Raw genomic sequence first — 25,225 nt, 5'->3', positions numbered from 1 at the left:
TTACTTAAGAATTTCATCTAAATCTACAACTTCAAAAAAGGGGTTCATTTTAAACATATATTTTAAAAAGGGAATATGTGAAGAACCATATATCAATAAGTAACAATTGTCTTTTTTGTAATCTGTATTTCTTAAAACGTTATTATAATTTCTAACGTTTGTGCCAAACCAAAATGTGCCGACATAATCGGTGGTGCTCATGTCGTTTTCTTTTCCTACGCTGTACAACCAATTCCAATTGGTGTATTCATCTCTCATCAATTTTTTTTCATTATTTAATGAAAGCAAGAAATTTGATAGGGTTGATTTTTGTAAAAGAGAATCCTGTTTAGGTAACTTATAAGGGAAAGGCAAATCGTAAAACTCTTTATTTGTTCTCGCAGAATCTTCAAATGCTCCTATTGCAAAGTATAAGTTTTTAATTGCCTCATCTATTTTGTTTTTTGGTTTGTAGGTAGAATCCTGTAATTCTTCAGGTTGATAGTTAATTCCATATACTTTTTTGTGCCCAAGCTGTTTTGCTGTCTTCATACCTAGTTGAAAAATTTCATTAGCCTTTAACTTTAATTTTTCTGGTTCTTTTCCATTTAGATAATCATTATAAATACTATCATAAAAAGGTTGATTTTTTGGGGTAAATTCTAGAAAAATTTTATCTGGCTTTTGTTTCACCAAGTTATTTACCAAATCCTCAACTTCACTTTGTCTTTTTGGAGAAAATAAATTTGAGTGTAATTTGCTCGAACTATCTAGGGTTTGATTAAAATGAAATGTTCCTAATAGTATGATTTTTATTTTTTTAGGATCTGTTTGTCCAAAACTATTTGTACAAATGAAAGCGAATAAAACAATTTTTAAATAGGTTTTCATTTTATTATTTTTTGAATTAAGGTTTTAATTTAGGTATTAAAAAATTGATTATTATTCCACTAAACTTTCTTTGAGTTATAATTCTATCATAGCATATATAAATGTTATTTACAATGTTATTAGAATATTTTGTGTAACTAATGTGGCCATATTTTGATAACTGAATCTATTGTAATGCCTATAATTAAAAGACATATATGCATTAATGATTGACCAAGTATATAAGCAAATACTGCCTTTAAATAGCCGCTTACCTTTTTTAATTTATTGTAATAAAACTGACTAATTGCCCATGTAGTGTAGATAAAAGTTGCCGTCGTAATCAAAGTATTCATCCATAACTCTTTAATCACTCCGTACAATAAGTTTCCAACAGAAAGTAACAACGTGTTTAAGCCAATCACAAAACAAACCATAATTAAAGTTTCATAAAAATTGTGTTTTTCTTTTTTATATAAAAGCGCACAACTTATAGCGGTAAAAAAGCCTGAGAGCAAATTGCCATAATTGTGATGTATTATCAACCAGTTAAGCATTTGGGCATATGCTTTTGATGCTTTACTAAAGTCTTTGGTTTGTTGATTATAAAACTGATCTGCATGAGTTAAATAGGCAGTTAATGTAAAAATTAGCGCAGTCAAAATTAAAAAAGCAACAGGTTTCATCAATCTGCTTCTATTTTCTCCAATAAATTCTCTTGCTGTTTCACCCGGTCTAATCAGCATCTCTTTTGCAGTATAAAAAAAGCCTTTTTCGAAATGGAATAAATGGAATACTTCATGAGAAATATAATGTTTGTCAATCCTTTTTAGCTTTGCTGCTTGCCCACAGGTATTACAATAGCTTCCAGTAAATATTTCATTGCAGTTTTTACAAATTTGTTCCATTTTGAAAGGGTTTGTTTTTTTAGGTTTTTTAATTATGGTAAATTTTATTTGCTAATTAAATATTTTAATAAATAAATCGGCAATTAAACCAATAGGAATAATTGCCATAAAAAACAATATCAAGCCAAAGAAATAAGCAAAAAATGCTTTGATGTAGTTTAAAATTTTTGACCCATCATAAAACTGAGGTATTGCCCAAATGATATATCCATAACTAATTATTGAGCTGATGATGAGATATGCTGAAGTACCTAATAATGGAAAAAACAGAGTTATCGCTGCTATTAATAACATCCCCTCACCCATTATAAAACAAAGCATAATTACTAGTTCAAAAAAATTATAATCATATTTTCTGAAAAGCAATTTTAAACACAAGGCTGTAAAAACTCCTACAAATAGATTTGTATATCCCCAATGAGAATAAACCCAACTCATAATAGCATTAATACTTCCTGTTTTAGCTGATACTTTAATCATCTGATTATAAATTTCATCAACATGAAAAACATGAGCTATTAAGGTATAAAATAAAGAACTTAATAAGAGAAACCCTGCAGGTTTCATGTGCTTATTGCGATTTTGGTATATAAATTCTTTTATACTTTCGCCAGGTCTTATCAACAGTTCTTTTGCTGAATAGAAAAAGCCTTTTTCGAAATGTAAAGCATGAGATATTTCATGTGCAATGTAATGTTTATCAATTTTATGCAGCTTTACTGGGTATCCACAATCAACACAAAAATTACCTGTAATTACCTCATTGCAGTTTGTACAATTTTTTTCCATAAGTTAATTCAAATTTCTTTTCTTTAAAATTTCTTCTAATTCTTTGTTGGTTTTCAAGTTTTGTGTGATTATTAATTAAAGACAAGAATTAATGTTAAAAGCTTAGGTTTATTAATGAATAAAACTAAAGCCATTTAAAACGAGTAAACATAATCAAAAGACATCCAATTTTACCTTAACTAAAGCAATTAAATTTCTATTTTAATAGATTTAAAAGAGAAATTTAAAGTATTTATGCAATTATAAAAAGTTTTTAAACAAAAAAACCATCTCAAATTATGAAATGGTTAGATTAAATTAAGAAAATAAAGAAAACTATTTATGCATTTTAAATACACTTCTTAAGTATCCATAAAATTGTCCATTAACTGTACTAACTAGTCTTTCTTTTCGCTCAATATTAAAAACATTTTTTGATACTTCTTTGATGTCATAAATTGCAGATGGGCTAGCAATAAAGGTTTTATCTGTTCCCCTAGTATGAATGATAAAATAAGCAACTTCAATTTTACTATTCACATCGTAAGAGTAAGCCATTGTATCTTTTATGGTTTTTCCGTTTTGTAAATACGTATTATACATATACCCTTGTGCAATTCTTATATCTTTACCCTTACTGTCGTCCGTTTTTACAAAAGTTATTTTTCCTGAAGGAATAATTATCTCTGATGTTTGCTTATCATTTACATCAAATGAGGTGTACTTAATCGTGTCAACAATCCAATCGCCAGCAATTTTTCCTTCAAATACTTCTGCAAAAGATTTTGGTTCTAAATCTTTTAATTTATCGCAACTTGAAATAATAATGGAAGCGAATAATAACGGCCCTAATAGTACTAGATTTCTTAAGTTTGATTTTTTAACTTTTTTCATGATAATTTTAAAAATTCTTTAATTAATTGATAATCAAAATTAAGAAGTCGAAATAGAATGTGCCATACGTAGAATTTCGTATTTGTGAAATTGCATTTTTTGAAAATTACATCTGTTTTTTTAAACAAAAAAAGCCACCTCAAATTAATGAGATGGCTTATAAAATCATAGAAGAAAATCAGTTGCTATTCTTACTTACTCAAATACATAGATTTCTCTCTATACAATTGTAAGAAATGCGGGTCTTCTAAATCCTTAATAAAACGGATAGATTCTCCAGTTGATTTCATTTCTGGACCTAATTCTTTTTGTACTTCTGGAAATTTATGGTGAGAGAAAACAGGTTCTTTTATGGCATAACCTTTTAGCTTTCGCTCGATGTTAAAATCCTTTAACTTTTTTGTGCCCAACATCACTTTTGTGGCGATGTTGATATATGGAACATCATAAGCTTTGGCAATAAACGGAACCGTTCTTGATGCCCTTGGATTTGCTTCAATTACAAACACCTCATCGTTTTTGATTGCAAATTGCATGTTCATTAAACCTCTTATGTCTAAAGCTCTTGCAATTTTATCGGTATATTCTTCCATTTTAGAAATCACATTCGCCGATAAGTTGAATGGAGGTAAAACCGCACTAGAATCTCCTGAGTGAATTCCTGCGGGCTCAATATGTTCCATTAAACCAATAATATGCACTTCATCCCCATCAAAAATGGCGTCAGATTCCGCTTCTTCTGCTCTATCTAAAAAATGATCAATCAACACGCGGTTTCCTGGTAAATCTCCCAATAATTTTACAACCGCTTTTTCTAAATCCTCATCATTTATCACAATGCTCATTCCTTGTCCGCCCAAAACGTAAGAAGGACGAACCAAAACCGGATAACCAACTTCTTGAGCAACTTTTATAGCTTCCTCCGCATCTTCTGCAACTCCATATTTTGGATAAGGAATGCCTAAATCTTTCAATAAATCAGAAAAACGACCCCTATCTTCTGCAATGTCCATGTTATTGAAGGAAGTACCAATAATCTTGATGCCTTTCTCATGAAGTTTCTCTGCCATTTTTAAAGCAGTTTGTCCACCTAGCTGAACAATTACACCTTCTGGTTTTTCTAAATCAATAATCTCACGAACATGTTCCCAAAAAACCGGCTCAAAATATAATTTATCAGCCATGTTAAAATCGGTAGAAACCGTCTCTGGATTACAGTTAACCATGATAGATTCAAAACCTTCTTCATGGGCAGCAATCAAACCGTGAACACAAGAATAATCGAATTCAATTCCTTGTCCAATCCTATTCGGCCCTGAGCCTAAAACAATTATTTTCTTTTTATCTGATGGGATAGATTCATTTTCACCATCATAAGTGGAGTAGAAATATGGCGTTTTTGCCTGAAATTCTGCCGCACATGTATCTACCATTTTATAAACTCGGCGTAAGCCTAATTCTTTTCTTCTATCGTAGACATCATCTTCGGTTACGTTGCCTAAAACCCAGGCAATTTGCACATCAGAAAATCCCTTTTGCTTTATTGTTAAAAAGAAATCTTTAGGGATGTTGTTTAAAGAGTAACGCTTTAGTTCTTGTTCTAAAGTGGCTAATTCTTGTATTTGATTTAAAAACCAACGATCAATCTTGGTGACTTTTCGGATAGATTCTAACGGTACACCCATTCTCATGGCGTCTTTTATGGCAAACAAACGGTCCCAACTTGGGTGCTCTAGTTTGTACATGATGTCTTCAATATTTCGGTTTTGTTTCCCATCAGAACCTAAACCAGCCCTGCCAATCTCTAAAGATTGACAAGCTTTTTGCAAAGCTTCGATAAAAGAACGACCAATTCCCATGACTTCACCTACAGATTTCATCTGTAAGCCCAATTCCATGTTTGCACCTTTAAATTTATCGAAATTCCAGCGAGGGATTTTTACTATAACATAATCCAAAGTAGGTTCAAAGTATGCTGAAGTTGTTTTCGTAATTTGATTTTCTAATTCGTCTAGGTTGTAACCGATTGCTAATTTAGCGGCTATTTTTGCAATTGGATATCCTGTTGCTTTTGAGGCTAAAGCCGATGATCTGGAAACACGAGGATTAATTTCTATAGCTATAATTTTTTCATCTTCCGGATTAACCGAAAATTGTACGTTACAGCCACCGGCAAAATTCCCGATTGCTCGCATCATTTTAATGGCTTGGTTACGCATATCTTGGTAACAACGGTCGGATAATGTCATTGCCGGAGCAACTGTAATGGAATCTCCAGTATGAATTCCCATTGGGTCAAAATTCTCTATCGAACAAATAATAATGACGTTATCTTTATTGTCGCGTAATAATTCAAGCTCATATTCTTTCCAGCCCAAAACCGCCTGTTCAACTAATACTTCATGCGTTGGCGAAGCTTGTAAACCATGCGAAAGTGCAGCGTCAAAATCTTCTTTTTTATGAACAAAACCACCTCCATAACCTCCTAAAGTATAGGAAGGACGAATTACCAATGGAAAACCTATTTGTTGTGCGGCTTCTTTTCCTTCTAAAAATGAATTTGCAATTTTGGATGGAGCTACGCCGATGCCAATTTCTATCATCAGCTTACGAAACTCTTCACGGTTTTCTGTTTTCTCTATAGCTGCAGTATCAACACCAATAATTTTAACGCCATATTTTTCCCAAATCCCACGCTCTTCTGCTTCGATGGCTAAGTTTAAAGCAGTTTGCCCGCCCATTGTTGGTAAAACAGCATCAATTTTAAGTAAATCCGGCGACTCCTGATGTAATTTTAAAATTTCTTCTATTGAAGTAACATCCAACGGTTTTAAGTAAACATGGTCTGCAATTACTTTATCCGTCATGATGGTTGCCGGATTAGAATTGATGATAGAAACGGTAATTCCTTCTTCTTTTAAAGATAAAGAAGCCTGAGAACCGGCATAATCAAATTCACAAGCTTGCCCAATAATAATAGGACCCGAACCGATAATTAAAACAGATTTGATGGAGTTATTTTTTGGCATGGCGTAAGTTTAAGGGGATTTTTTACGCTTTTAAACAAAAATCCCGACTTGTTTGTCGGGATGCAAAGATAGAAAAAGTTAGGTTTTTTTGGGATAAATTTGAGAATATTATTATTAATTTCTGTAAGAACCAAAGTGTTTTTCTCGAGCAGGTGAATTCGTTTGTAGTTGAAAAACTATAGGAACAGTGTAGCTAATTCTTATTGGTTTTCCTCTTTGTGTGCCGGGAATCCATTTTGGAGACAGGTTCATCACTCTTAAAGCTTCGTTATCAATGTCCTCAGCAACTCCTTTTAAAATTTTTATATCTACTAGCTTCCCTTCCTTATCAACAACAAAGCTTAAAATTACTCTACCTTGAGTGTTATTGTCTCTAGCTTTTGGTGGATAACGCAAATTTCTACCTAGAAAAGAACCAAAAGCCGGTAATCCACCATTAAATTCTGGTAGTTTTTCTAGCTCATCATACTTTATGGTTTGCCCATTAGCATCAATTGTTTTCCCGCTAATATACTTTCCATTATCATATTCGTCATAATAGGTGTCGTTATCTTTTGGATTTATGATCTTCCATTCGTTAACTTTCAAACCGTTCAAATACGCTCCACTTATAACTTGTCCGTATCCATCCACTTCATTAAATGTTCCTGAACCTTCTTTATCTAAGTAAGGCTTTCCAAAAGAGTCATTTAGTTCCTCTATTTTTTCAATACTTCTTTTTTTATCATCAACAGAATAAAAGGCCTTTTTTTTAATAGTACCGTTTTGATTGAAGTAAATAGCATTTCCCAATAGTTGTCCTTTTACATACAATTCTTCAGATTCCTTTTCACCATTCTTATAATAACTAATAACATTTCCAGAATAATTAGGAAAAGCATTATTATTGGTAGAACTCGCAATGCTTTTCACCTTTTTATTTAAATAGTAATCTGTTACATCATAAAGGTTTTCATTATTTTTTTCAACAGAAATTGTACGGATAAAATCGGCGCTATCAATATTATCTACTTTTCTATCGTTGCAACCAAATGAGGTTATTTGTTTATTGAACAAGAAAGTTTTTACCTGTTTTGCTTCTTGAGCTTTGCAGAAAGAGAAACTTACAAGTAGAAATAAAGTAATTAAGGTTTTCATTGGTTTTGGTTTTATGTTCAATTATACTATTTTTTGGATTAATCTTTGAGTTTTTAAGAAAAAGGTAAGTAGTTATTAATATGCATTCTCAATATTTTATCCTCGGTCTATTTCCTTACAGATTGAAACTGTTCTTTTATCCTCGGTCTGTGTCCTCACAGACCGAAACTATTTACTTATGTTCTGTGGGGACACAGACAATTGGAGAAAAAGTTAATTTCTTAGAATTACCTAGTTTATATTATAAAATAATGCAAATTCATAATTAAAATCTTCAATTGGTTTGCCTCTAAATGTAGCTGGATGCCATTTCGCCTTAGTAATATTTTCTAATAATTGATTGTCTTTTTTCTCGTTTAAAGAGGTTTTTAATCTAATATTTGATAATTTTCCTTCTTTATCAATATCTAAAAAATATAAAACTGTTCCTTCAAAACTGCCGTTTCTAACAGTTCCGTAATAACCATTAAGCCTATTTTTATTGTAACCATAATTATCAGCATAAGCATAAGTATTTATACGCTTATAAACTATAGGCATTTCTGTTTCATTATAAGTGATTCCTTTTTTAAAATCACCATCAACATAAAAATCCTCGAAGATTAGCTGATGATTGATATCAAATGTTTTCCATGAGCCATTCATAAATCCTTTTTTAAAATCACCTTCCTTTATTGTCCCATCATCCTCATCTTTATAAATTACATGTCCGTTACCCAAACTGTCTAGTAAAGCAACGCCATTATCATAAAATTGCTTTGTTTTATGCTTGATAAATCCGTTCAATCTTTTATCAGAGCCTTGCTCTTTAAGGGAACCATTTTTGTAATAAAGAGATCGTGAAGATGACAAACCTTTTTTATCATAATAATTTAAAGTCTTTAGGTTTCCGTTCTCAAAATATTCTTTAACCTCACCTTCAAAGCCATTTAAGGGCAATATTCTCACAGTAATAAGCCCTTCCTTTTTTAAAGTATCATTTTTAAATATCTCAATAAGTTTTGTGGTTAATGCTCCATTTTCTGGAAAATAAATATATCTTATAAAGTCAGCGCTATCTTTTGATTTGACCTCCTGATTACTAAATTTAAGGAAGGTAGTACTATACAATTTTTGGGCATTGGATTTTATTGAGAAGAGTAAAATAAAAAAGGTAAGTGTTTTTTTCATGATTTAGATTAATGATTAAATATAATATTCTTCTGGAATAATCTTTGCCTCAAATAAATTAAACACAAACAATCATGAAAAAATTAGCAACCGGATTATTTATCCTTACCATCTTTGCAACTAGTTGTGCAACTTTACAATCAATTGTAAAATCAACTTTTCCTTACACATCAAATTTAATAATACCTGCATCTTCTAATGTTGGAAGTACATTATCTGCTACCAGTTCAGCCAGCAGCTTCGACCAGATTTTCACAGGAAGCGGCTCTAACACTGATCAAATAACTCAAGTAAGGATAAGTTCAGCAAAAATTGAATCGGTAAATCCTAGTAACCAAAACTTGGGTGTTTTTAAATCCATTAATATTTATTTGGTCAATGGTTCACAACAGACATTAGTAGCTAATAGAAAAGATGTTTCTGCAACAGTTGGTAATTCTTTGGTTTTGGATATTAACAACAGTAAATTTTTAGATGATTATTTAAAATCGGGAACGGTAAGAGTAAAAATGGAATATGTTTTACAAAGCGGATTAAGCGTGGATTTAAGTGTAAAAGCTAGTTTAGGTTTTAATAGCAGCCCTGCAAATACCAATTAAAAAAACTTTATTTTGAACCCTAAAATCTTATCCTCATCTTTCGGGATAAGATTTTTTTGTTTTGGGCGAATTTTTTCAACATATTTTAGAGCAATTTTTAGCCATCACTTGGATAGAGTGGTTTGGTGTAGTTACCGGCGCTTTATGTGTTTACTTGGCGGCTAAAGAAAATATGCTCAATTGGCCAATTGCTATTTTAAGTGTTATTACATACATCTATATTTTCTACAATGCTAAATTGTATGGCGATACCATTTTGCAATTTTACTTTTTAGGCACTTCGGTTTACGGTTGGTATTATTGGACTTATGGCAAAGCAACTGATTTAAAATCTGAAAGACCAATTGGTATTTTAAAGCCAAAAGATTGGGGAATCATTACTTTAATCTTGATTGTTTTTAGTGTGTTAGTTGGCTATTTATTAAAAAAATATACAGATACAGACGTTCCTTATATTGATGCGTTTTGCACCGTAACCAGCTTTATTGCCCAGTATTTATTGACCAGAAAGAAATTAGAAAACTGGCTCATCTGGATTTTTGTAGATATTATTTACATCCCATTATACATTCATAAAAACCTTTTGGCCACTTCTGTGCTTTATTTTGTATTCCTTTTTATTGCCTTAAAAGGGTATTTAGATTGGAAAAAGAATTATCTTAAAGCTCATGGCTTAAAGCCAAAGGTGGAAAGCATATAACTCGAAATTTTTAGTGTTTTACCATTTAAGTTGATGGAGAAAAAAATAATTAAGATTGCCATTGTTGGACCAGAATCTACAGGAAAATCTACCATTTCGGCGGCTTTAGCAAAACATTACCATACGCTGTGGGTGCCAGAATATGCAAGGTATTATTGCGAAGGTTTAACTGAAGCCTGTACTTTACAAGACGAATTAAATATGTATTACGGTCAGGTTGCTTTAGAAAAAGCAATGGAAACGGTTATACCTAATAACCTGATGATTTGCGATACCACTTTTTTAACTGTTAAAATCTGGAGTGATCACCAACTTGGAAAAACGCCACAACTTGTTTTGGATGCAATTAAGTCTCATAAATATGATTTTTATATCCTTTTAAAAAATGATTTGCCCTGGCAAGAAGATCCTTTGCGGGATTTTAAAGGAATGGGCGATTATTTTTTAGCCATTTGGCATCAAGAATTAAAAGCGATTAATGCTAATTACCAAGAGGTTGGAGGACAAGAAAACAGATTAGAAAATGTTATAAAAGCAATTGATGCTTATTTATTTTCGTTAAACTTGTAATAAAAATTAGTACGGTGCATCTAAAGTATTTGATTGTTGCTATTAAATTATATTTGAATAACATATTGCGTTAGGGATTGAAACGGCATCCTTTTTTTCTCTTTTCAGAAAAAAAGATATAGTATAAAGCCCGCCCGAACGCCCAAATAAATATCATAATCAATCGCATTTAAAACAAAACATTTAATCTAGTTTTAATAAAACAGTAGTATAGCATCATCTATTAAAAACATAAAATTTAATCAACCATCAACTAAAACTATATAACAAAAAATCAATTTTATGAAATTTAAGTACATCACCTCCTCAGTTGCAATTGCCTTATTTATTGCTGCTTGTAGCCCAAAAGCAACAACAGTAAAAAAAGATGGGATGAGCAACGAAATGGCTAAAACTATCCCGATAGATAGCAATGTTAAGATAGGGACATTGCCAAACGGCCTAACTTATTACATTAGAAAAAACGCTGAGCCTAAAAATAGAGCAGAGCTTTATTTGGCAAATAAAATAGGTTCTATTGTAGAAAATGATGACCAACAAGGGTTAGCCCATTTTACAGAGCACATGGCTTTTAATGGAACAAGAGATTTCCCTAAAAACGATTTAATTAACTATCTACAAAAAGCAGGCGTACGTTTTGGTGCAGATTTAAATGCTTATACGGGTTTTAACCAAACGGTTTATCAATTGCCTTTACCAACAGATAGTACTGCCGTTTTTGAAAAGGGTTTTGATATCCTTTCTAATTGGGCTGGTTATTTAACTTATGATGATAAGGAAATTGACCAGGAGCGTGGTGTTATTGTTGAGGAAGATAGACAAAGAGGAAAAAACGCTCAAGAGCGTATGAGCAAACAACTTTTGCCGGTTTTATTAGCAAATTCTAGGTATGCAGTTAGAATTCCAATCGGTAAAACTGATATCATAAATAATTTTCAGCACCAAACCATTAAGGATTTTTACCATGATTGGTACCGCCCAAATTTACAAGCAGTAATTGCTGTCGGTGATTTTGATGTTGACAAAGTAGAGCAATTGATAAAAGACAATTTCTCTGAGCTTAAAAACCCAACTAACGAAAGGAAAAGAGAACAATATGGTATTCCTGATAATCAAGAACCTTTAGTTAAAGTGGTTACCGACCCTGAGTTTCCTTACAATATTGCTTCGGTAACTTATAAGCATAAGTCGGAACCAATGACCACAGAAGCTGGACTGAAGAACAAGATGATGACTAGTTTGATCAACACCATGCTTTCTAATCGTTTAACGGAGATTGTACAAAAAGGGAATGCACCTTTCATATTTGCACAAAGTAATTATGGTGCTTTTCAGGGTGGTTTGGTAGATTTAGATGCCTTTAATAGCGTTGCTGTTTCTAAAGATGCTGCAGGTTTAGAAGCTGCGGTTAAAGCTGTTGTTGCAGAAAGTGTTAGGATGAAGAAGTTTGGCTTTACCCAATCTGAATTAGATAGAGCAAAAATCAATTTACAAACAGGTATTGATAAGCAATACAAAGAAAAAGATAAAACCAAATCTACCGTGTTTGTACAAAAGTATTTAAGCAATTTCTTAAATAAAGAAGCCATCCCAAGTATAGATTATGTTTATGGTTTTTATAACAATAATTTAAATTCTCTTTCTTTAGAAAGTATTAATAAACTGGCAGCAACTTTTGTTACTGATGATAACATGATTGCAACTATCCAGGCGCCAGAAAAAGAAAAAGCAAACCTACCAACAGAAGCTAATTATTTAAATTGGATTAAAAGTGCTGGCGCTGATGTTACCGCTTACGTAGATAATGCAGTTACAAAACCTTTAATGGCTACAAAACCAAAGGCCGGAACTGTTACTGCAGAAAAAAATATAGCGGCGATTGGAGTTACGGAATTAACATTATCTAATGGTATTAAGGTTGTTTTGAAACCAACTGATTTCAAAAATGACCAAATCATTTTTTCTGCTACAAGTAAAGGAGGAACTTCTTTAGCTTCTGACGCAGATTTCCGTTCGGCAGAAATGGCGAGTCAATTGGTGGGTTCTTCTGGTGTTGGCGAGTTTGATGAAAACCAATTGGGTAAATTATTAACCGGGAAAGTAGCAAGCGTAAATCCATACATCAGCACTTACCGTGAAGGAATGGGTGGTTCTGCTTCGCCCAAAGATTTAGAAACCGCTTTTCAATTGGTTAATTTATATTTTACAGTTCCACGTAAGGATGAAGCAGTTTTAAAAACACAATTAGAATCAATGCAGACGGTATTAAAAAATCGTTCTGATGATCCTTTAGCGGTTTATCAAGACACTGCAACTGCGATTTTAAACAGCTACAAAAAAAGAGCGCAGATTATTAAGATTGCCGATTTAAATCAAATCAATCTTGATAAAGCAATGGGTTTTTATAAATCAAGATTTGCTAATGCCAGCGATTTCATCTTCACTTTTGTAGGTAATTTTAAAGTAGAAGAAATTAAGCCATTATTAACTACTTACTTGGCAAGTTTGCCAACCACAGGAACTGCAGAAAATTTTAATGATTTAGGATTAGAGCCATTAGCTGGAGATATCACTAAAAAAGTTTACAAGGGTTTAGAAGATAAAGCAACAATTTCTTTGGTTTACCATGGCGATTATGATTATTCTGATAAAAATAATTTACAATTAGATGCTTTGAAAGAAGCTTTAAGTATTAAAATTTTAGAGCGTTTAAGAGAAAAGGAAAGTGGTGTTTATAGCCCAAGGGTAAGTGTTGATTATGATAATGAGCCAAAATCTCAGTACACTATTAGTATTGATTTTAGCTGTGCTTCTGCCAATGTAGATAAATTGATTGCTGCAGCAAATGATGAGGTTGCTAAATTAAAAGCAGATGGCGCTACACCAGATGATATCCAAAAGTTTAAGGCCGAAGAAAATCGTCAGTACGAACTGCAACAAAGAGAAAATGGATTTTGGTTGGGATATTTACAAAATGCTTACAGCAATGGAAAAAACCCTGTTGATGTATTAACTTACCTTAAAACGTTAGATCAGATAACATTAGCAAGTACAAAAGCTGCCGCTAATCAATATTTAAAACCAAATAATTATATCAAATTGATTTTATTACCAGAGAAAAATTAGATTTTTTTTCCTTTAATGGATAAGATTTTAAACGGTATTATGGTTTTCCATGATACCGTTTTTTGTTTTCAAAAAGATGTATAAATGGAGAAGAAACATTAAATAATTAAGGAACTTTAAAGTTCTCGCATGATTTTTTTAATTTTTCCTTAATGCCTTAATGGTAGAAATTTAAACATGAAGGAATAAAGAAACATTAAGCTTTTCACATAATTTCCTTAATGACTTAATATTTTCTTAATGCCTTAATGGTAGAAAATTAAACATGAAGGAATTAAATAACATTAAGCTTTTCTAAGGACTTAATTTTATCTTAATGTTTTGATACTTAAATAATCTTAAATCATAAAAAAACCCCAAAATTATTTTGAGGCTTTTTTATAGGCAAAGAATCTTTTAAATATATCTGTTGATTAAATTTTCTAAATATTCTTGCTTACCGCTAATGGTTGCAGGTTCGCCTTTTTCAATTGCATAATTTCTTAAATCCTCTAAAGAAAGTTTTCCTTCTTCAAATTCTTTACCTTTTCCAGCATCAAAAGAAGCATATCTATCTTTTCTGACTTTTTTATATTCTGATTTTTGTAAAATGTTATCAGCAGTAATTAAAGCTCTTGCAAATAAATCCATTCCACCAACATGGGCGTAAAATAAATCGGAAGCATCAGTAGAATTCCTTCTGATTTTTGCATCAAAATTGATACCGCCACCTTTTACTCCACCAGCTTCTAAAATAATTAACATAGATTCTGTTAATTCATTAATGTCATTAGGAAACTGATCTGTATCCCAACCATTTTGATAATCGCCACGGTTTGCATCAATAGAACCTAGCATTCCTGCATCGGCAGCAACTTGTAATTCGTGTTGGAAAGTATGACCTGCTAAAGTTGCGTGGTTAACTTCCAAATTCAATTTAAAATCGGCCGACAAATCGTATTTCTGTAAGAAACCTAAAACTGTTGCCGCATCATAATCATATTGATGTTTTGAAGGTTCGCAAGGTTTTGGCTCGATAAAGAAAGTTCCTTTAAAACCATTTTTTCTGGCGTAATCTTTAGAAGCATGTAAAAATTTTGCAAAGTGCTCTTGTTCACGTTTCATGTCAGTATTTAATAAAGTCATGTAACCTTCACGTCCTCCCCAAAAAACATAATTTTCTCCGCCCAATTCAATTGTAGCATCAATAGCAGCTTTTACTTGTGCCGCACCATGGGCCAAAACATGAAAATCGGGATTGGTAGATGCGCCATTCATATACCTGGTATGAGAAAAAAGATTTGCTGTTCCCCATAATAATTTGATTCCAGTATCCGATTGTTTTTGTTTTGCATAGGCAACTAAAGTCTGTAAACGTCTTTCGTTTTCTGCAATGTCATTCCCATAATCAACCACATCAACATCGTGAAAACAATAATAAGGCAAGCTCATTTTAGATAAAAATTCAAACGCAGCGTCCATTTTATCTTTTGCTCGTTCTATAACATCTGATTTTTTATCCCATGGGAAAACATGTGTTGGTCCGCCAAATGGATCTGCACCACTACCATTAAAAGAATGCCAGTAAGCACCAGCAAAACGTAAGTGTTCTTTCAAGGTTTTTCCAGCTACTACTCTGCTTTCATCATACCATCTAAACGCTAAAGGATTATCGCTTTCTAGACCCTCAAACTTTACTTTTACAATCTCTTTAAAAAATTCCATGTTGTATTTTTCTTAATTATTTTTCAATTTTTGTGATAAAATTTCTTTCCATTGCTGATAAAAATCTTCTACTTTCTCACCATTTGGTTCTACTAATTTTAAAGCTTTTCTGTTTTTAAAGGCTTCCGCCGAGGATTGATAAACGCCCAAACCTATACCAGCGCCAATTGCAGCACCATAACTTCCATCATTTTCATAAAGTTCGATAGGAACTCCGGTAACGTTTACAAAAGTTTGTGTAAAGACATCGCTTAAAAAAAGGTTGGCTTTTCCAGCTTTAATTACTGATGGTTTTAAACCGTTCTCTCTCAAAATATCCAATCCATATCTAAATGAAAAAGCAATACCTTCTTGTACAGAACGTAAAATTTCTGCTTTGCTATGGCGGTTTAAATCAATATTTTCTATGCTTGCGCCGATGTTTTTATTGTTCAACATCCTTTCGGCGCCGTTTCCAAATGGGATAGTTTGCAAGCCTTTACTTCCTGTTTCTGCAGATGCAGCTAAATCATTCATTTGATGATAATTTAGGTTTTCTGCAAAGGTGTTTTTTGCCCAACGATTCATGCTGCCGGTTCCGTTTATACATAAAAGTACACCCAAACGTTTTTTTTCTTCTGTATGATTAACATGAGCAAAAGTATTTACCCGAGATTGTTTATCGTACAATAAAGTATCAGCAACGGCATATATAACTCCAGAAGTTCCTGCTGTTGCAGCAACTTCTCCGGGTTCAGAAACGTTTAAGGATAATGCATTATTTGGCTGGTCGCCAGATTTATAAGTAACAGGAATTCCAGTTTTTAAACCCAATTCGGCAGCTATCTCTCCATTTAATTCTCCATGATTTGCGTAAACAGGATTTATTTTGGGAACAAATTTTTCATCAAATCCGTAATTTTCCATTACCTCTTTTGATAAATTATTTCCCTGAAAATCCCACAAAATCCCTTCAGATAAAGCAGATGGACTTGTCGTTATCTCTTTTGTCAATTTCATTGCAATGAAATCGCCGGGCAACATCATTTTATCTACTTGAGCATAAATTTCAGGTTCGTTAGCCTTTACCCAAGCTAATTTTGAAGCGGTAAAATTTCCTGGCGAATTTAATATTTTAGGTAAAACTTTTTCACTTCCTAAATCGGCGAAAGCCTTATTACCTATTTCTACAGCCCTGCTATCACACCAAATAATGCTATTTCTTAAAACGTTTTGATTTTTATCGGTGATAACCAAACCATGCATTTGATAAGCTATACCAATTGCGGAAATATTTTTAGATTGATATTGATTTTTAGAATTGCAAAGTTTTATTGCTTGTTTTACATTCTCCCACCATAATTCTGGAGATTGCTCAGCCCAACCGTTTTGTAAAGCAATTATTTCTACTTCCTTTTCCGGGTAACTTGCACTTGAAACTAAATTTCCTGAAGCAATATCTACCACAGAAACTTTAACTGATGATGTGCCTAAATCAATTCCTAAAAGAAGCATGATGCTTAAAGTTTATAAGAGGTGAATTGCTAAATTAAAAATAATATTAAAATTAAGCAATCGATTGCCTAAAAATTTTTAAATAGGCTCTTTTCAAATTTAATAGAGATAACACGATATTATTTATTGGCGGATTCTGCTTCTTTAGCTTTATTCTTGAAAAATCCTCTTAACAAAAAGTTATGTTGTAAGGCTTCCAAATTTTCATCTAACTTTTTACTACTGGTTTGAAGATTTTTGATTGTAGAGCGAATTTGTTCTGCTGAAGCTGGATCATTTAACATCACACCCACAACATTATCCTTATCATTTAATTTAGCAGAAGCTTTATTCAAATTATCCGTCAAAGCAGCAGCGGAAGATGCTGTATTTTGAAACTCTGCAACAGAGTTTTGTAATTTAGCAAAAACAGCGGTGTCTGTTAACATCTTATCGGCAAGGCCACCTTTTGTATTTAGTTTATTGCTGAAAACATTTAGTTCAGCGGCCATTTTATTTGCTGATGCTGTTGTATTTTGTAGATTATTAACAATTGTTTTAAAATTCTCGGCAATTTGCTGATCTGTTAATAAAGCACCAACAGTACCTTTTCCATCCACTAAATTTTTGGCTAATACTTTAAAGTCGGATGTAATATCCACCAGATTTTTATTATTTACCTGCAAGGTTTTCATAATGTCATCAGTAGATAAAGTTGTATTTACAGCTATTTTATCACCATCTTCTATAAAAGGGAATTTTGGTGAGCCACCATCAAGAACCACAATTTTATTTCCTATTAAACCATCAGAACTAATGCTTGCTTTAGCGTTTTTATGGATGTATTTATGCGCCTCTTCTTCCACGCTCAAAGTCACTTCTACTTGTGAAGTTCCGTAGAATTGTATTTTTTTTATGGTTCCCACTTTTACACCAGAAAACCAAACGTTGTTGCCAATTTTAAGTCCTTGAATATCTTCAAAAACAACTTTTAACTGAAAACTTTTAACAAATGTTTTTCTTTGCCCACCAAGGGTAAAAATTCCTAATAAAAATATTAATAGTCCAACAAAGAGAAAAATCCCTACTCGTATGGCTTTTTTATTGTCTTTAATTTCGCTCATCTTATATTATTGTATAAAATTATATTCAAAAAATGGTGTTACACGTTGGTCGTCTGTATCAAAAACCTCATCAAATGTACCCGCTCTTTGAAACTGACCATCTAGTAACATTGCAATTCTATTACCTACTTCTTTAGCACAAGTTAAATCGTGTGTAATTACGATAGAACTTGTTTTATATCTTTCTTGAACCTCATTAATTAACCTATTTATTTCTAAACAAGTAATTGGGTCTAATCCTGCAGTAGGCTCGTCATAAAGCATAATTTCTGGTTGCAGAATCAATGTTCTTGCAATACCAATCCTTTTTTTCTGTCCCCCAGATAGTTCAGAGGGCATTTGGTTGATTGTTTGCATTAACCCAACAGCATCTAAAACAGTTTCTACTGCTTTATTTATTTCTCCTTTAGTAAGATTTTTTTTATTTCTTATCAATGGAAATTCCAAATTTTGCCTTATCGTCATGCTATCATATAAAGCACTACTTTGAAAAGAAAAACCAATTCTAAGTCTTAACTCTAAAAGTTCTTTTGCATTTAGTTGGCTTACTTCTTTTCCTAATACACTTACAGTCCCGGCATCTTGAGTTAATAAACCGGATATAATTTTTATCAGTACAGATTTTCCTGTTCCAGATCTCCCTAATACAACTAAGTTTTCTCCTTTATAAAGATCTAAATCGGCTCCTTTCAAAACCTGATAATCGCCAAAGGATTTTTCTACATTTCTAATAGAAATTACTGTTTCTGTAGTGGTTGTTTTACTTTTTGCTTCCATTAAGTTCTAAACATAAAAGTAATTTGTGTAGCAATAACCTCTTCCATAAACACTAAAAACATTCCGATAACTACTGCAGAATTAGCTGCCTTTCCTACACCTTCAGTTCCTTTTGATGAATTAAATCCTTGATAACAACCAACCATACCAATAGTAAAACCAAAAATAATTGCTTTTACTGTGGATGCAATAACATCTAAAAATGTGATAGACTCTAAAAAAGATTGGACAAAGGCACTAAAACTAGCGCTTTCTGATAAGGTAACATTTAAAAAAGCACCTAATAAACCAACAAAGGCAGTATAAAAAGTTAAAATGGGTAATGTGATTGTGGTAGCCAGAACTCTAGTAACTACTAAATAACTAAAAGGATTAGTGGCTGAGACTTCCATAGCTTCTATTTGCTCTGTTACTTTCATTGAGCCTAATTCGGCACCAATACTAGATCCTACTTTTCCTGCAGAAATTAAAGCTGTTAGCAGTGGAGCTAAGGTTCTAAATAAGGCAATTCCAACTAAAGAAGGCAACCATGATGTAGCTCCAAACTCGGCTAAAGAAGGTCTTGATTGTTTTGCAAAAACTATCCCAGTAATAAAACCAGTTAATGAAATTAAAGCCAAAGACTTATAACCAACCTGATAACACTGTTTTAAGATTTCTTTGCCCTCAAAGGGCGGAGTAAAGGCTTCTTTAAAAAATTTAGTAATAAATAAATGAACTCGGTATAACTCCAAGAACATATTATTAAATTTAGTAGAAAAACGGGATTTTTTTATCTCCAAAATATTTGATTAAAGGAATCTCCTGTACAAGAATTATTCCATTGATTAAACTTTGCAAAAGTATTAATTAAAATATTTTAAAGATAAAATTAAAGTAAAGGGATTGTAAGATTAATCAATTGATTACCAAGGTCATTTATTTAATGTAATATCCATTAAAATCTACATTAATATTAAATGGGGCAATATACCTATCTATTAAAATTGAAAATTCCTTTTTATTAATGATTTTACTTTCTGAATAATCACTTTCAAAACCATATTTTTCTTTCCAATCTTTCTCTATTTCTTGTTGTATTGAAATGGGATCTCTGCCTGATATAAAACTTATAAGTGAAATGGTGTTTCCTACAGTCATATCCAAATTTTTGTTTTCTATAAACCAAATTTTAGAACGAGCATAAAGCGTAGACATCACTTCTTTAAAATCTGAAACTTTAACAGCATCCTCAACATTAAAAGAATCAGTTTTAAAATCAAATTTCAAAAGCCCGCTAGCAATTATCTTTTGGATTGGATAAAAAGCGCTATCTGTCACAGCAACATCTTTAACAGGATAAAGAAAACTTTTATAGGTAAACATTTCTCCTTGAGTTAACCGGATATTTGCTTTTGATGGAGTTGTATCGAAAAAGGGTCCGAATGCTGCCAAAGCTCCAACTGCCTGTCCCATATTTGTCCAAAGAGCAATATTTCTAAAATCGTCTGTTTCAAAATCTTTAAAAGCCGACATGGAAACAATTAATAAATTATCTTTTTCTTTTGGGATAAAAACACCTAAAGGGATAAAATGTGCTGTACTATCTTTACCAAAACCTGCCGCTCCGCTTGTTCTGTATAATTTTTGAAGTTGATTGTAAGGATTATTTTCTTGTTGTTTATTATAGGCAACTAGGTTTTCAAACTTTCCGTTTTTATCTAAACTCAAAATATTAAATTCTGCTAAAACTGAGTTTGCGCTATTGGTTGTAGCATCTACTAAAACCTTACATTTTATATCTTCTTGTTTGCCATTAATATTCACCTTCACCTCCCAACCATTCTTTTTTTGTTCGATACCTAAAATTGGCGTTGCTTTTAAAAAAGATAAGTCTTTTGTATTTTTAACGATGTTTTCTAAAACCAATTGAGGTGTGGTTTGCACAGAATCTGATGTTTTAATAAACTGGTCTTTCCACTCTTTCCATAAGCCTAAGTCGAAAGCGGGGATATTCATTAATGGCGCAACATCGCTAATTAAATTATCATTTGGGATAATCAGTAAAGTTTTAACACCACTTCTTGCGGCTTGTATAGCTGCTGCGGTTCCGGCGGCAGAACCACCAATTACAATTACATCTGGTTTTAATTGGGCTTCCGCTTTAAACGAAAAAAGGATTATAAAAACCCAAAGTATTCTCTTTATCATATTTTCAATAACGAAATTAACAGGACATAAATTTTTTCAGTAATTTTTTTTACATTCTATAAAGATGAAATTTATTCCAATTAGATTTTCAGCTAAAAGGATTTGCTTTTGCTTTAAAAGTCAATAATTTTCAGTTTATTACAAATGTAAAGATGTAAATAACTTTATATATTGGTGTAAATTTAATTTTATATGATTGATGTTTTACCAATTTTTCCGCTTTTAAACAAAGAACTTTTAAACGTGTTAAAAAGTTTAAAGCCTAAAGATTGGGAAAGGAAAACTGTTTGCCCCAAATGGAATATCAAAGATATTGTTGCACATCTTTTAGATACTAATTTAAGAAGATTAACAATTGGCAGAGATGGTTATTTTAAGGAGAATGCCAACCAATTTACCAGTCATGAAGAATTGGTGGGATTTCTCAACAAATTGAATGCAGATTGGGTTGAGGCAATGAAAAGATTGAGTCCAAATATTTTGATTGAGATGATAGAGAAATATCAAAATGAGCTGATTGATTATTTCAAAGAATTAAATCCGTTTGATACTGCATTATTCCCAGTTTTATGGGCAGGTAAAGATTATTCTGAAATTTGGTTTGATATTGCCAGGGAATATTCTGAAAGATGGTTGCACCAACAACAAATCAGACAAGCATTAAATGACCAAATCTTGCTAGAATCGAAATTTTATCATCCTTTTTTAGAAATAAGTATGCAGGCTTTGCCTCACACCTATAAAAATATAGAAGCCAATAATGGCGATACTTTAAAAGTAGAAATTGTTGGCGAAGCTGGAGGGACTTGGTGCATTATCAAAAAAAATGATAGATGGAATTTTACAGAGGAAAATGAAAAGAATCCCAAGGCTTTAATTTATATAGATCAACAAATTGCATGGCTACTTTTTTCTGGGGGCATAAACCCAATGGACGCTTCCCAATATTATCAGATACATGGGGATTTTAATTTAGCTAGTCAGGTTTTAAAAATGAAATCAGTAATGATGTAAAAAATGGAAATAGAGATTGAAATTTGAAATATCCTATTGGTAAATTTATAGGTAAGGATGGTTATCAATTACATGAAAAAAAAAACAGGAATTTTATATTAATGATACGAGTTATTAAAACAGTTTACATCTGGGTTGTTGTACTAGGATTGGCCTCAGCAAAATTACATGCTCAGGATATTCAAAACATAGGAGTGCCTTATGTAGAAAACTTCCCAAAAAATATATACCAATCTGGTAACCAAAATTGGTCAATCACCCAAGATGAACATGGTGTTTTTTATTTTGGCAATTCTGAAGGATTACTTTCATACGATGGACGCTTTTGGGAAAATCATCAAATTCCTCACCATTTAATTGTTCGTTCTGTAGCTGCCGACAATAAAGGTCATATTTTTACGGGTGGTTATGGCGAGATGGGCTATTGGGAATATGATGAAAAGGCCATTCTTAAATACCATTCTTTAACCAATTTAGTAAAAGATAAATCTAAACTCAACAATGAAATCTGGAAAATCTACGTAGATAATAATCAAATCATTTTCCAAACATTTGCTAATATTTTTATTTATAACAACCAAACTAACACCATAAAGGTAATTGAAGGTAATGGGTCTTTTATATTTATGTTTAAGGTGGGTAAAAGGTATTTAATTGGTACTGCAAATAATAAAATTTATGAACTTATTAATGATAAATTAAACCTCTTAAAAGGGAGCGAGGGAATATCTGGGGTGCTTTCTATTTTACCTTACGGTGATAATTCTTTCCTAGTTGGAACCGCAAAAAACGGACTTTTCTTGTACAACGGCGAGCGGTTTACAAAGTGGGAATCAGAAGCTAATGATTTTCTTAAAACCTATCAGCTAAATAATGGGGTTAAAATTTTCAACAAGTATTTTGCTTTCGGTACCATTTTAAACGGGGTTATTATTTTAGATCAAAACGGCAAAATTGTACAACACATTAACAAATCAGGAGGCTTACAAAATAATACAGTTTTAAGTCTATTTGTTGATAATTCCCAAAACCTTTGGGTTGGTTTAGATAACGGTATTGATAGGGTAGAGCTAAATTCCCCACTCTACTTTTATTTTGATAAAAATGGTGCTTTCGGAACAGTTTATTCCAGCATTATTTTTAATGATAAAATATATTTAGGAACCAATCAAGGGCTTTATTATAGTAATTGGAACAGCGATCCTGCAAAGAGGCAATCTTTCAATTTTAAATTTATTCCAGGATCGCAAGGTCAGGTATGGGATTTATCTGTTTATGATGGAAATCTTTTTTGTGGTCATAACAACGGAACATATTTAGTAAAGGATAATACTATAGAAAAAATTTCATCTATCAGTGGAGGATGGACCTTAAAAAAAATGAATTCAAGTCCAGATAAATTAATCCAAGGGACTTATACCGGGTTGGTAATTTATCAAAACATAAAAGGTAAATATATTTTTTCCCATCAAATTGATGGATTTAACCAACCATGCAGATATGTAGAGCAAGATAATAGAGGAAATATTTGGGTTAGCCATCCTTATAAAGGGATATTTAAAATTAATTTGAGTTCAGATTTGCGAACAGTAAAATCAACAAAAGTTTATGACGAGAATTATGGGATCCCAACAACTTACGGTATCAACATATTTAATCTTGATGGCAGGATTGTATTTTCATCAGATTCTGGCTTTTATGTTTATGACGAAATTAGTGACCGATTTGCCAAATACAATGAGTTAAATGATAAAATCGGTTCATTTTCCTCATCTAATAAATTAATAAAAGCAGATGATAAAAAGTTTTGGTTTGTAGATCATGGGAAAGTAGCTCTAGCAAATTTTTCTAATGCTGGGAAAATATCAATAGACTCTAGCCTTTTTAATGTGATAAACGGCAGAATGGTTAAAAATTATGAGAATATTTCTAAAATTAACGATAATCTTTTTTTAATAAGTGTAGATGATGGCTTCGTCATTTTTAGTAAGAAGGTTTTTCCTGATCGTTCTGTGGCTTTGCCTAAAGTTTTTATTGGCAAAATCGAAAATATTACTTCCGATAATTATTTGATTACAGAAAGCGGATTGATTAGTAAACAAGTGAGCATTCCGTATAGCCAAAACAGTATCCGTATAAATTATAGCTTACCTTATTACAGACAAGGGGAAATAAAATATCAATATTTATTAGACGGGTACTCAAATTCATGGTCTTCTTGGTCGGCTTCTTCCCAAAAAGATTTTACAAATTTACCTTACGGAAAGTATAATTTTAAGGTAAGAGCAATTGTTAATAATGTCACAATAAGCTCCATTTCTCAATTTGAGTTTGAGATTATCCCTCCATTTTATGCTACCATTTGGGCATGGATGTTTTACTTGATTATTTTTTCAGTTCTGGTTTATTTCTTTAGAATTTTCTATTTCAAAAAGCTTGAAAAGCATCAGCGAAACATTCAAAAGCATTTACAAGAAGAGCAGGATGAATTATTAAGGCAAGAAAATATCATTAACGAGCAAAAGTTAATTAAATTAAAAAACGAGAAACTTCAAGCAGAATTAGAAAGCAAGGGTAGAGAGGTAACCAATTCTGCAATGAATATCGTTTACAAAAACGAATTACTTCAAAAAATTAAGGACGAGATTGCTAATTTAAAAGACAAAGAAGGAAAAAAACTGGCTGAGGAACAGCTTAGGAAAGTCGAAAAAATAATTGATGAGAGCATGAGTAATGAACAAGACTGGAACCTGTTTGAAACCAGCTTTAATGAAACTCATGAAAACTTCTTTAAAAAACTCAAGCATGATTACCCTGATTTGGTTCCTAATGACTTGAAACTTTGTGCCTATCTCAGACTTAATATGAGCAGTAAAGAAATGGCTTCATTACTCAATATAAGTTTAAGAGGGATGGAAATTAGGAGATATAGATTAAGAAAAAAATTAAGCCTACCACACGATAAAAATTTGGTAGAATTTTTGATTGAACTTTAAATACTACATCATTACCTCTCATAGAGTATTTAATCTTTAAAATACCCTTTAATTATTTTTAATCTATTGATGTAGTATCAAAACTGCGTCTGAAACCTTTAAACATGGTATTTTAGCCTTAAACAGCACTTACTAGCGATGTTGATGTTTGGACTATTGTTAATTGATGTAGTGATGTAGAGGTGATTTGTTTTGTA

19 protein-coding genes are annotated in these 25,225 nt (G+C 32.0%); 6 read left to right on the top strand and 13 right to left on the bottom strand.

What is annotated here, in order from left to right; genetic code table 11:
• The 7 genes from A5893_RS11125 to A5893_RS11095 form a co-directional block, all read right to left on the bottom strand.
• Positions 1-870 carry a DUF5694 domain-containing protein gene (locus A5893_RS11125; RefSeq protein WP_068822646.1) on the bottom strand — a complete coding sequence of 290 codons (870 nt, stop codon included), beginning with the start codon at positions 868-870 and terminating at the stop codon, positions 1-3.
• 137 nt (positions 871-1,007) lie between these two features.
• The gene (locus tag A5893_RS11120; protein WP_068822645.1) at positions 1,008-1,757 is read right to left on the bottom strand and encodes a DUF3667 domain-containing protein; all 750 of its coding nucleotides are present in this window, start codon (positions 1,755-1,757) and stop codon (positions 1,008-1,010) included.
• A 51-nt stretch (positions 1,758-1,808) separates the two neighbouring features.
• The gene (locus tag A5893_RS11115) at positions 1,809-2,546 is read right to left on the bottom strand and encodes a DUF3667 domain-containing protein (protein WP_068822644.1); all 738 of its coding nucleotides are present in this window, start codon (positions 2,544-2,546) and stop codon (positions 1,809-1,811) included.
• Between the two features lie 315 nt (positions 2,547-2,861).
• On the bottom strand, positions 2,862-3,419 hold the full coding sequence (locus A5893_RS11110) for a hypothetical protein (RefSeq protein WP_068822643.1): 558 nt from the start codon (positions 3,417-3,419) through the stop codon (positions 2,862-2,864).
• A gap of 191 nt (positions 3,420-3,610) precedes the next feature.
• Positions 3,611-6,448 (bottom strand): carbamoyl-phosphate synthase large subunit, encoded by a 2,838-nt coding sequence (gene carB / locus A5893_RS11105; protein ID WP_068822642.1) that lies wholly within the window; start codon positions 6,446-6,448, stop codon positions 3,611-3,613.
• A gap of 114 nt (positions 6,449-6,562) precedes the next feature.
• The gene (locus tag A5893_RS11100) at positions 6,563-7,585 is read right to left on the bottom strand and encodes an energy transducer TonB (RefSeq protein ID WP_068822641.1); all 1,023 of its coding nucleotides are present in this window, start codon (positions 7,583-7,585) and stop codon (positions 6,563-6,565) included.
• A 231-nt stretch (positions 7,586-7,816) separates the two neighbouring features.
• Entirely contained in the window at positions 7,817-8,755 is a 939-nt protein-coding gene (locus A5893_RS11095) for a hypothetical protein (protein WP_068822640.1), read from the bottom strand.
• Between the two features lie 74 nt (positions 8,756-8,829).
• Between A5893_RS11095 and A5893_RS11090 the strand changes: the two genes are divergently transcribed.
• The 4 genes from A5893_RS11090 to A5893_RS11075 all read left to right on the top strand — a co-directional run bounded on the left by A5893_RS11090 (position 8,830) and on the right by A5893_RS11075 (position 13,750).
• A complete protein-coding gene (locus A5893_RS11090; RefSeq protein WP_068822639.1) occupies positions 8,830-9,354 on the top strand; it encodes a hypothetical protein in 525 nt (174 codons plus the stop codon).
• A gap of 61 nt (positions 9,355-9,415) precedes the next feature.
• Entirely contained in the window at positions 9,416-10,054 is a 639-nt protein-coding gene (pnuC, locus tag A5893_RS11085) for a nicotinamide riboside transporter PnuC (protein WP_068822638.1), read from the top strand.
• A 33-nt stretch (positions 10,055-10,087) separates the two neighbouring features.
• Complete coding sequence (locus A5893_RS11080) at positions 10,088-10,624, top strand: AAA family ATPase (RefSeq protein WP_068822637.1); 537 nt, start codon at positions 10,088-10,090, stop codon at positions 10,622-10,624.
• A 282-nt stretch (positions 10,625-10,906) separates the two neighbouring features.
• Entirely contained in the window at positions 10,907-13,750 is a 2,844-nt protein-coding gene (locus tag A5893_RS11075; RefSeq protein WP_068822636.1) for a M16 family metallopeptidase, read from the top strand.
• A 396-nt stretch (positions 13,751-14,146) separates the two neighbouring features.
• Here A5893_RS11075 and xylA read toward each other — a convergent pair whose 3' ends face one another.
• The 6 genes from xylA to A5893_RS11045 all read right to left on the bottom strand — a co-directional run bounded on the left by xylA (position 14,147) and on the right by A5893_RS11045 (position 21,018).
• Positions 14,147-15,454, bottom strand: a complete 1,308-nt coding sequence (gene xylA, locus A5893_RS11070) for a xylose isomerase (protein ID WP_068822635.1) — start codon at positions 15,452-15,454, stop codon at positions 14,147-14,149.
• A 12-nt stretch (positions 15,455-15,466) separates the two neighbouring features.
• Complete coding sequence (locus A5893_RS11065; RefSeq protein ID WP_068822634.1) at positions 15,467-16,948, bottom strand: xylulokinase; 1,482 nt, start codon at positions 16,946-16,948, stop codon at positions 15,467-15,469.
• Between the two features lie 119 nt (positions 16,949-17,067).
• Entirely contained in the window at positions 17,068-18,051 is a 984-nt protein-coding gene (locus A5893_RS11060; protein WP_068822633.1) for an MlaD family protein, read from the bottom strand.
• Positions 18,052-18,057: 6 nt separating this feature from the next.
• Positions 18,058-18,828: an ABC transporter ATP-binding protein gene (locus tag A5893_RS11055; protein WP_068822632.1), complete on the bottom strand. Its 771-nt coding sequence runs from the start codon at positions 18,826-18,828 to the stop codon at positions 18,058-18,060.
• Positions 18,828-19,568, bottom strand: coding sequence for an MlaE family ABC transporter permease (locus A5893_RS11050; protein WP_068822631.1), 741 nt, complete (start codon positions 19,566-19,568; stop codon positions 18,828-18,830). Before A5893_RS11050 ends, A5893_RS11055 begins: the two co-directional genes overlap by 1 nt.
• Positions 19,569-19,746: 178 nt before the next feature.
• Entirely contained in the window at positions 19,747-21,018 is a 1,272-nt protein-coding gene (locus A5893_RS11045) for an FAD-dependent oxidoreductase (RefSeq protein ID WP_068822630.1), read from the bottom strand.
• A 192-nt stretch (positions 21,019-21,210) separates the two neighbouring features.
• On the opposite strand from A5893_RS11045, the gene A5893_RS11040 reads away from it, so the two are divergent.
• Positions 21,211-22,032 (top strand): maleylpyruvate isomerase N-terminal domain-containing protein, encoded by an 822-nt coding sequence (locus A5893_RS11040; protein ID WP_068822629.1) that lies wholly within the window; start codon positions 21,211-21,213, stop codon positions 22,030-22,032.
• A gap of 23 nt (positions 22,033-22,055) precedes the next feature.
• Entirely contained in the window at positions 22,056-25,028 is a 2,973-nt protein-coding gene (locus A5893_RS11035; RefSeq protein WP_232456845.1) for a ligand-binding sensor domain-containing protein, read from the top strand.
• Positions 25,029-25,225: the final 197 nt, after the last annotated feature.

The sequence above is a fragment of the Pedobacter psychrophilus genome (genome assembly GCF_001652725.1).
GTDB lineage: Bacteria > Bacteroidota > Bacteroidia > Sphingobacteriales > Sphingobacteriaceae > Pseudopedobacter > Pseudopedobacter psychrophilus.
The sequence above is the reverse complement of the archived record's forward strand: the minus strand, read 5'-3'. Positions and strand labels throughout refer to the sequence as shown.

Excerpts from the sequence above, each read along its gene's own strand:
- A5893_RS11125 (WP_068822646.1), bottom strand. The coding sequence starts at position 870 with ATGAAAACCTATTTAAAAATTGTTTTATTCGCTTTCATTTGTACAAAT.
- A5893_RS11120 (WP_068822645.1), bottom strand. The coding sequence starts at position 1,757 with ATGGAACAAATTTGTAAAAACTGCAATGAAATATTTACTGGAAGCTAT.
- A5893_RS11115 (WP_068822644.1), bottom strand. The coding sequence starts at position 2,546 with ATGGAAAAAAATTGTACAAACTGCAATGAGGTAATTACAGGTAATTTT.
- A5893_RS11110 (WP_068822643.1), bottom strand. The coding sequence starts at position 3,419 with ATGAAAAAAGTTAAAAAATCAAACTTAAGAAATCTAGTACTATTAGGG.
- carB (WP_068822642.1), bottom strand. The coding sequence starts at position 6,448 with ATGCCAAAAAATAACTCCATCAAATCTGTTTTAATTATCGGTTCGGGT.
- A5893_RS11100 (WP_068822641.1), bottom strand. The coding sequence starts at position 7,585 with ATGAAAACCTTAATTACTTTATTTCTACTTGTAAGTTTCTCTTTCTGC.
- A5893_RS11095 (WP_068822640.1), bottom strand. The coding sequence starts at position 8,755 with ATGAAAAAAACACTTACCTTTTTTATTTTACTCTTCTCAATAAAATCC.
- A5893_RS11090 (WP_068822639.1), top strand. The coding sequence starts at position 8,830 with ATGAAAAAATTAGCAACCGGATTATTTATCCTTACCATCTTTGCAACT.
- A5893_RS11080 (WP_068822637.1), top strand. The coding sequence starts at position 10,088 with ATGGAGAAAAAAATAATTAAGATTGCCATTGTTGGACCAGAATCTACA.
- A5893_RS11075 (WP_068822636.1), top strand. The coding sequence starts at position 10,907 with ATGAAATTTAAGTACATCACCTCCTCAGTTGCAATTGCCTTATTTATT.
- xylA (WP_068822635.1), bottom strand. The coding sequence starts at position 15,454 with ATGGAATTTTTTAAAGAGATTGTAAAAGTAAAGTTTGAGGGTCTAGAA.
- A5893_RS11065 (WP_068822634.1), bottom strand. The coding sequence starts at position 16,948 with ATGCTTCTTTTAGGAATTGATTTAGGCACATCATCAGTTAAAGTTTCT.
- A5893_RS11060 (WP_068822633.1), bottom strand. The coding sequence starts at position 18,051 with ATGAGCGAAATTAAAGACAATAAAAAAGCCATACGAGTAGGGATTTTT.
- A5893_RS11055 (WP_068822632.1), bottom strand. The coding sequence starts at position 18,828 with ATGGAAGCAAAAAGTAAAACAACCACTACAGAAACAGTAATTTCTATT.
- A5893_RS11050 (WP_068822631.1), bottom strand. The coding sequence starts at position 19,568 with ATGTTCTTGGAGTTATACCGAGTTCATTTATTTATTACTAAATTTTTT.
- A5893_RS11045 (WP_068822630.1), bottom strand. The coding sequence starts at position 21,018 with ATGATAAAGAGAATACTTTGGGTTTTTATAATCCTTTTTTCGTTTAAA.
- A5893_RS11040 (WP_068822629.1), top strand. The coding sequence starts at position 21,211 with ATGATTGATGTTTTACCAATTTTTCCGCTTTTAAACAAAGAACTTTTA.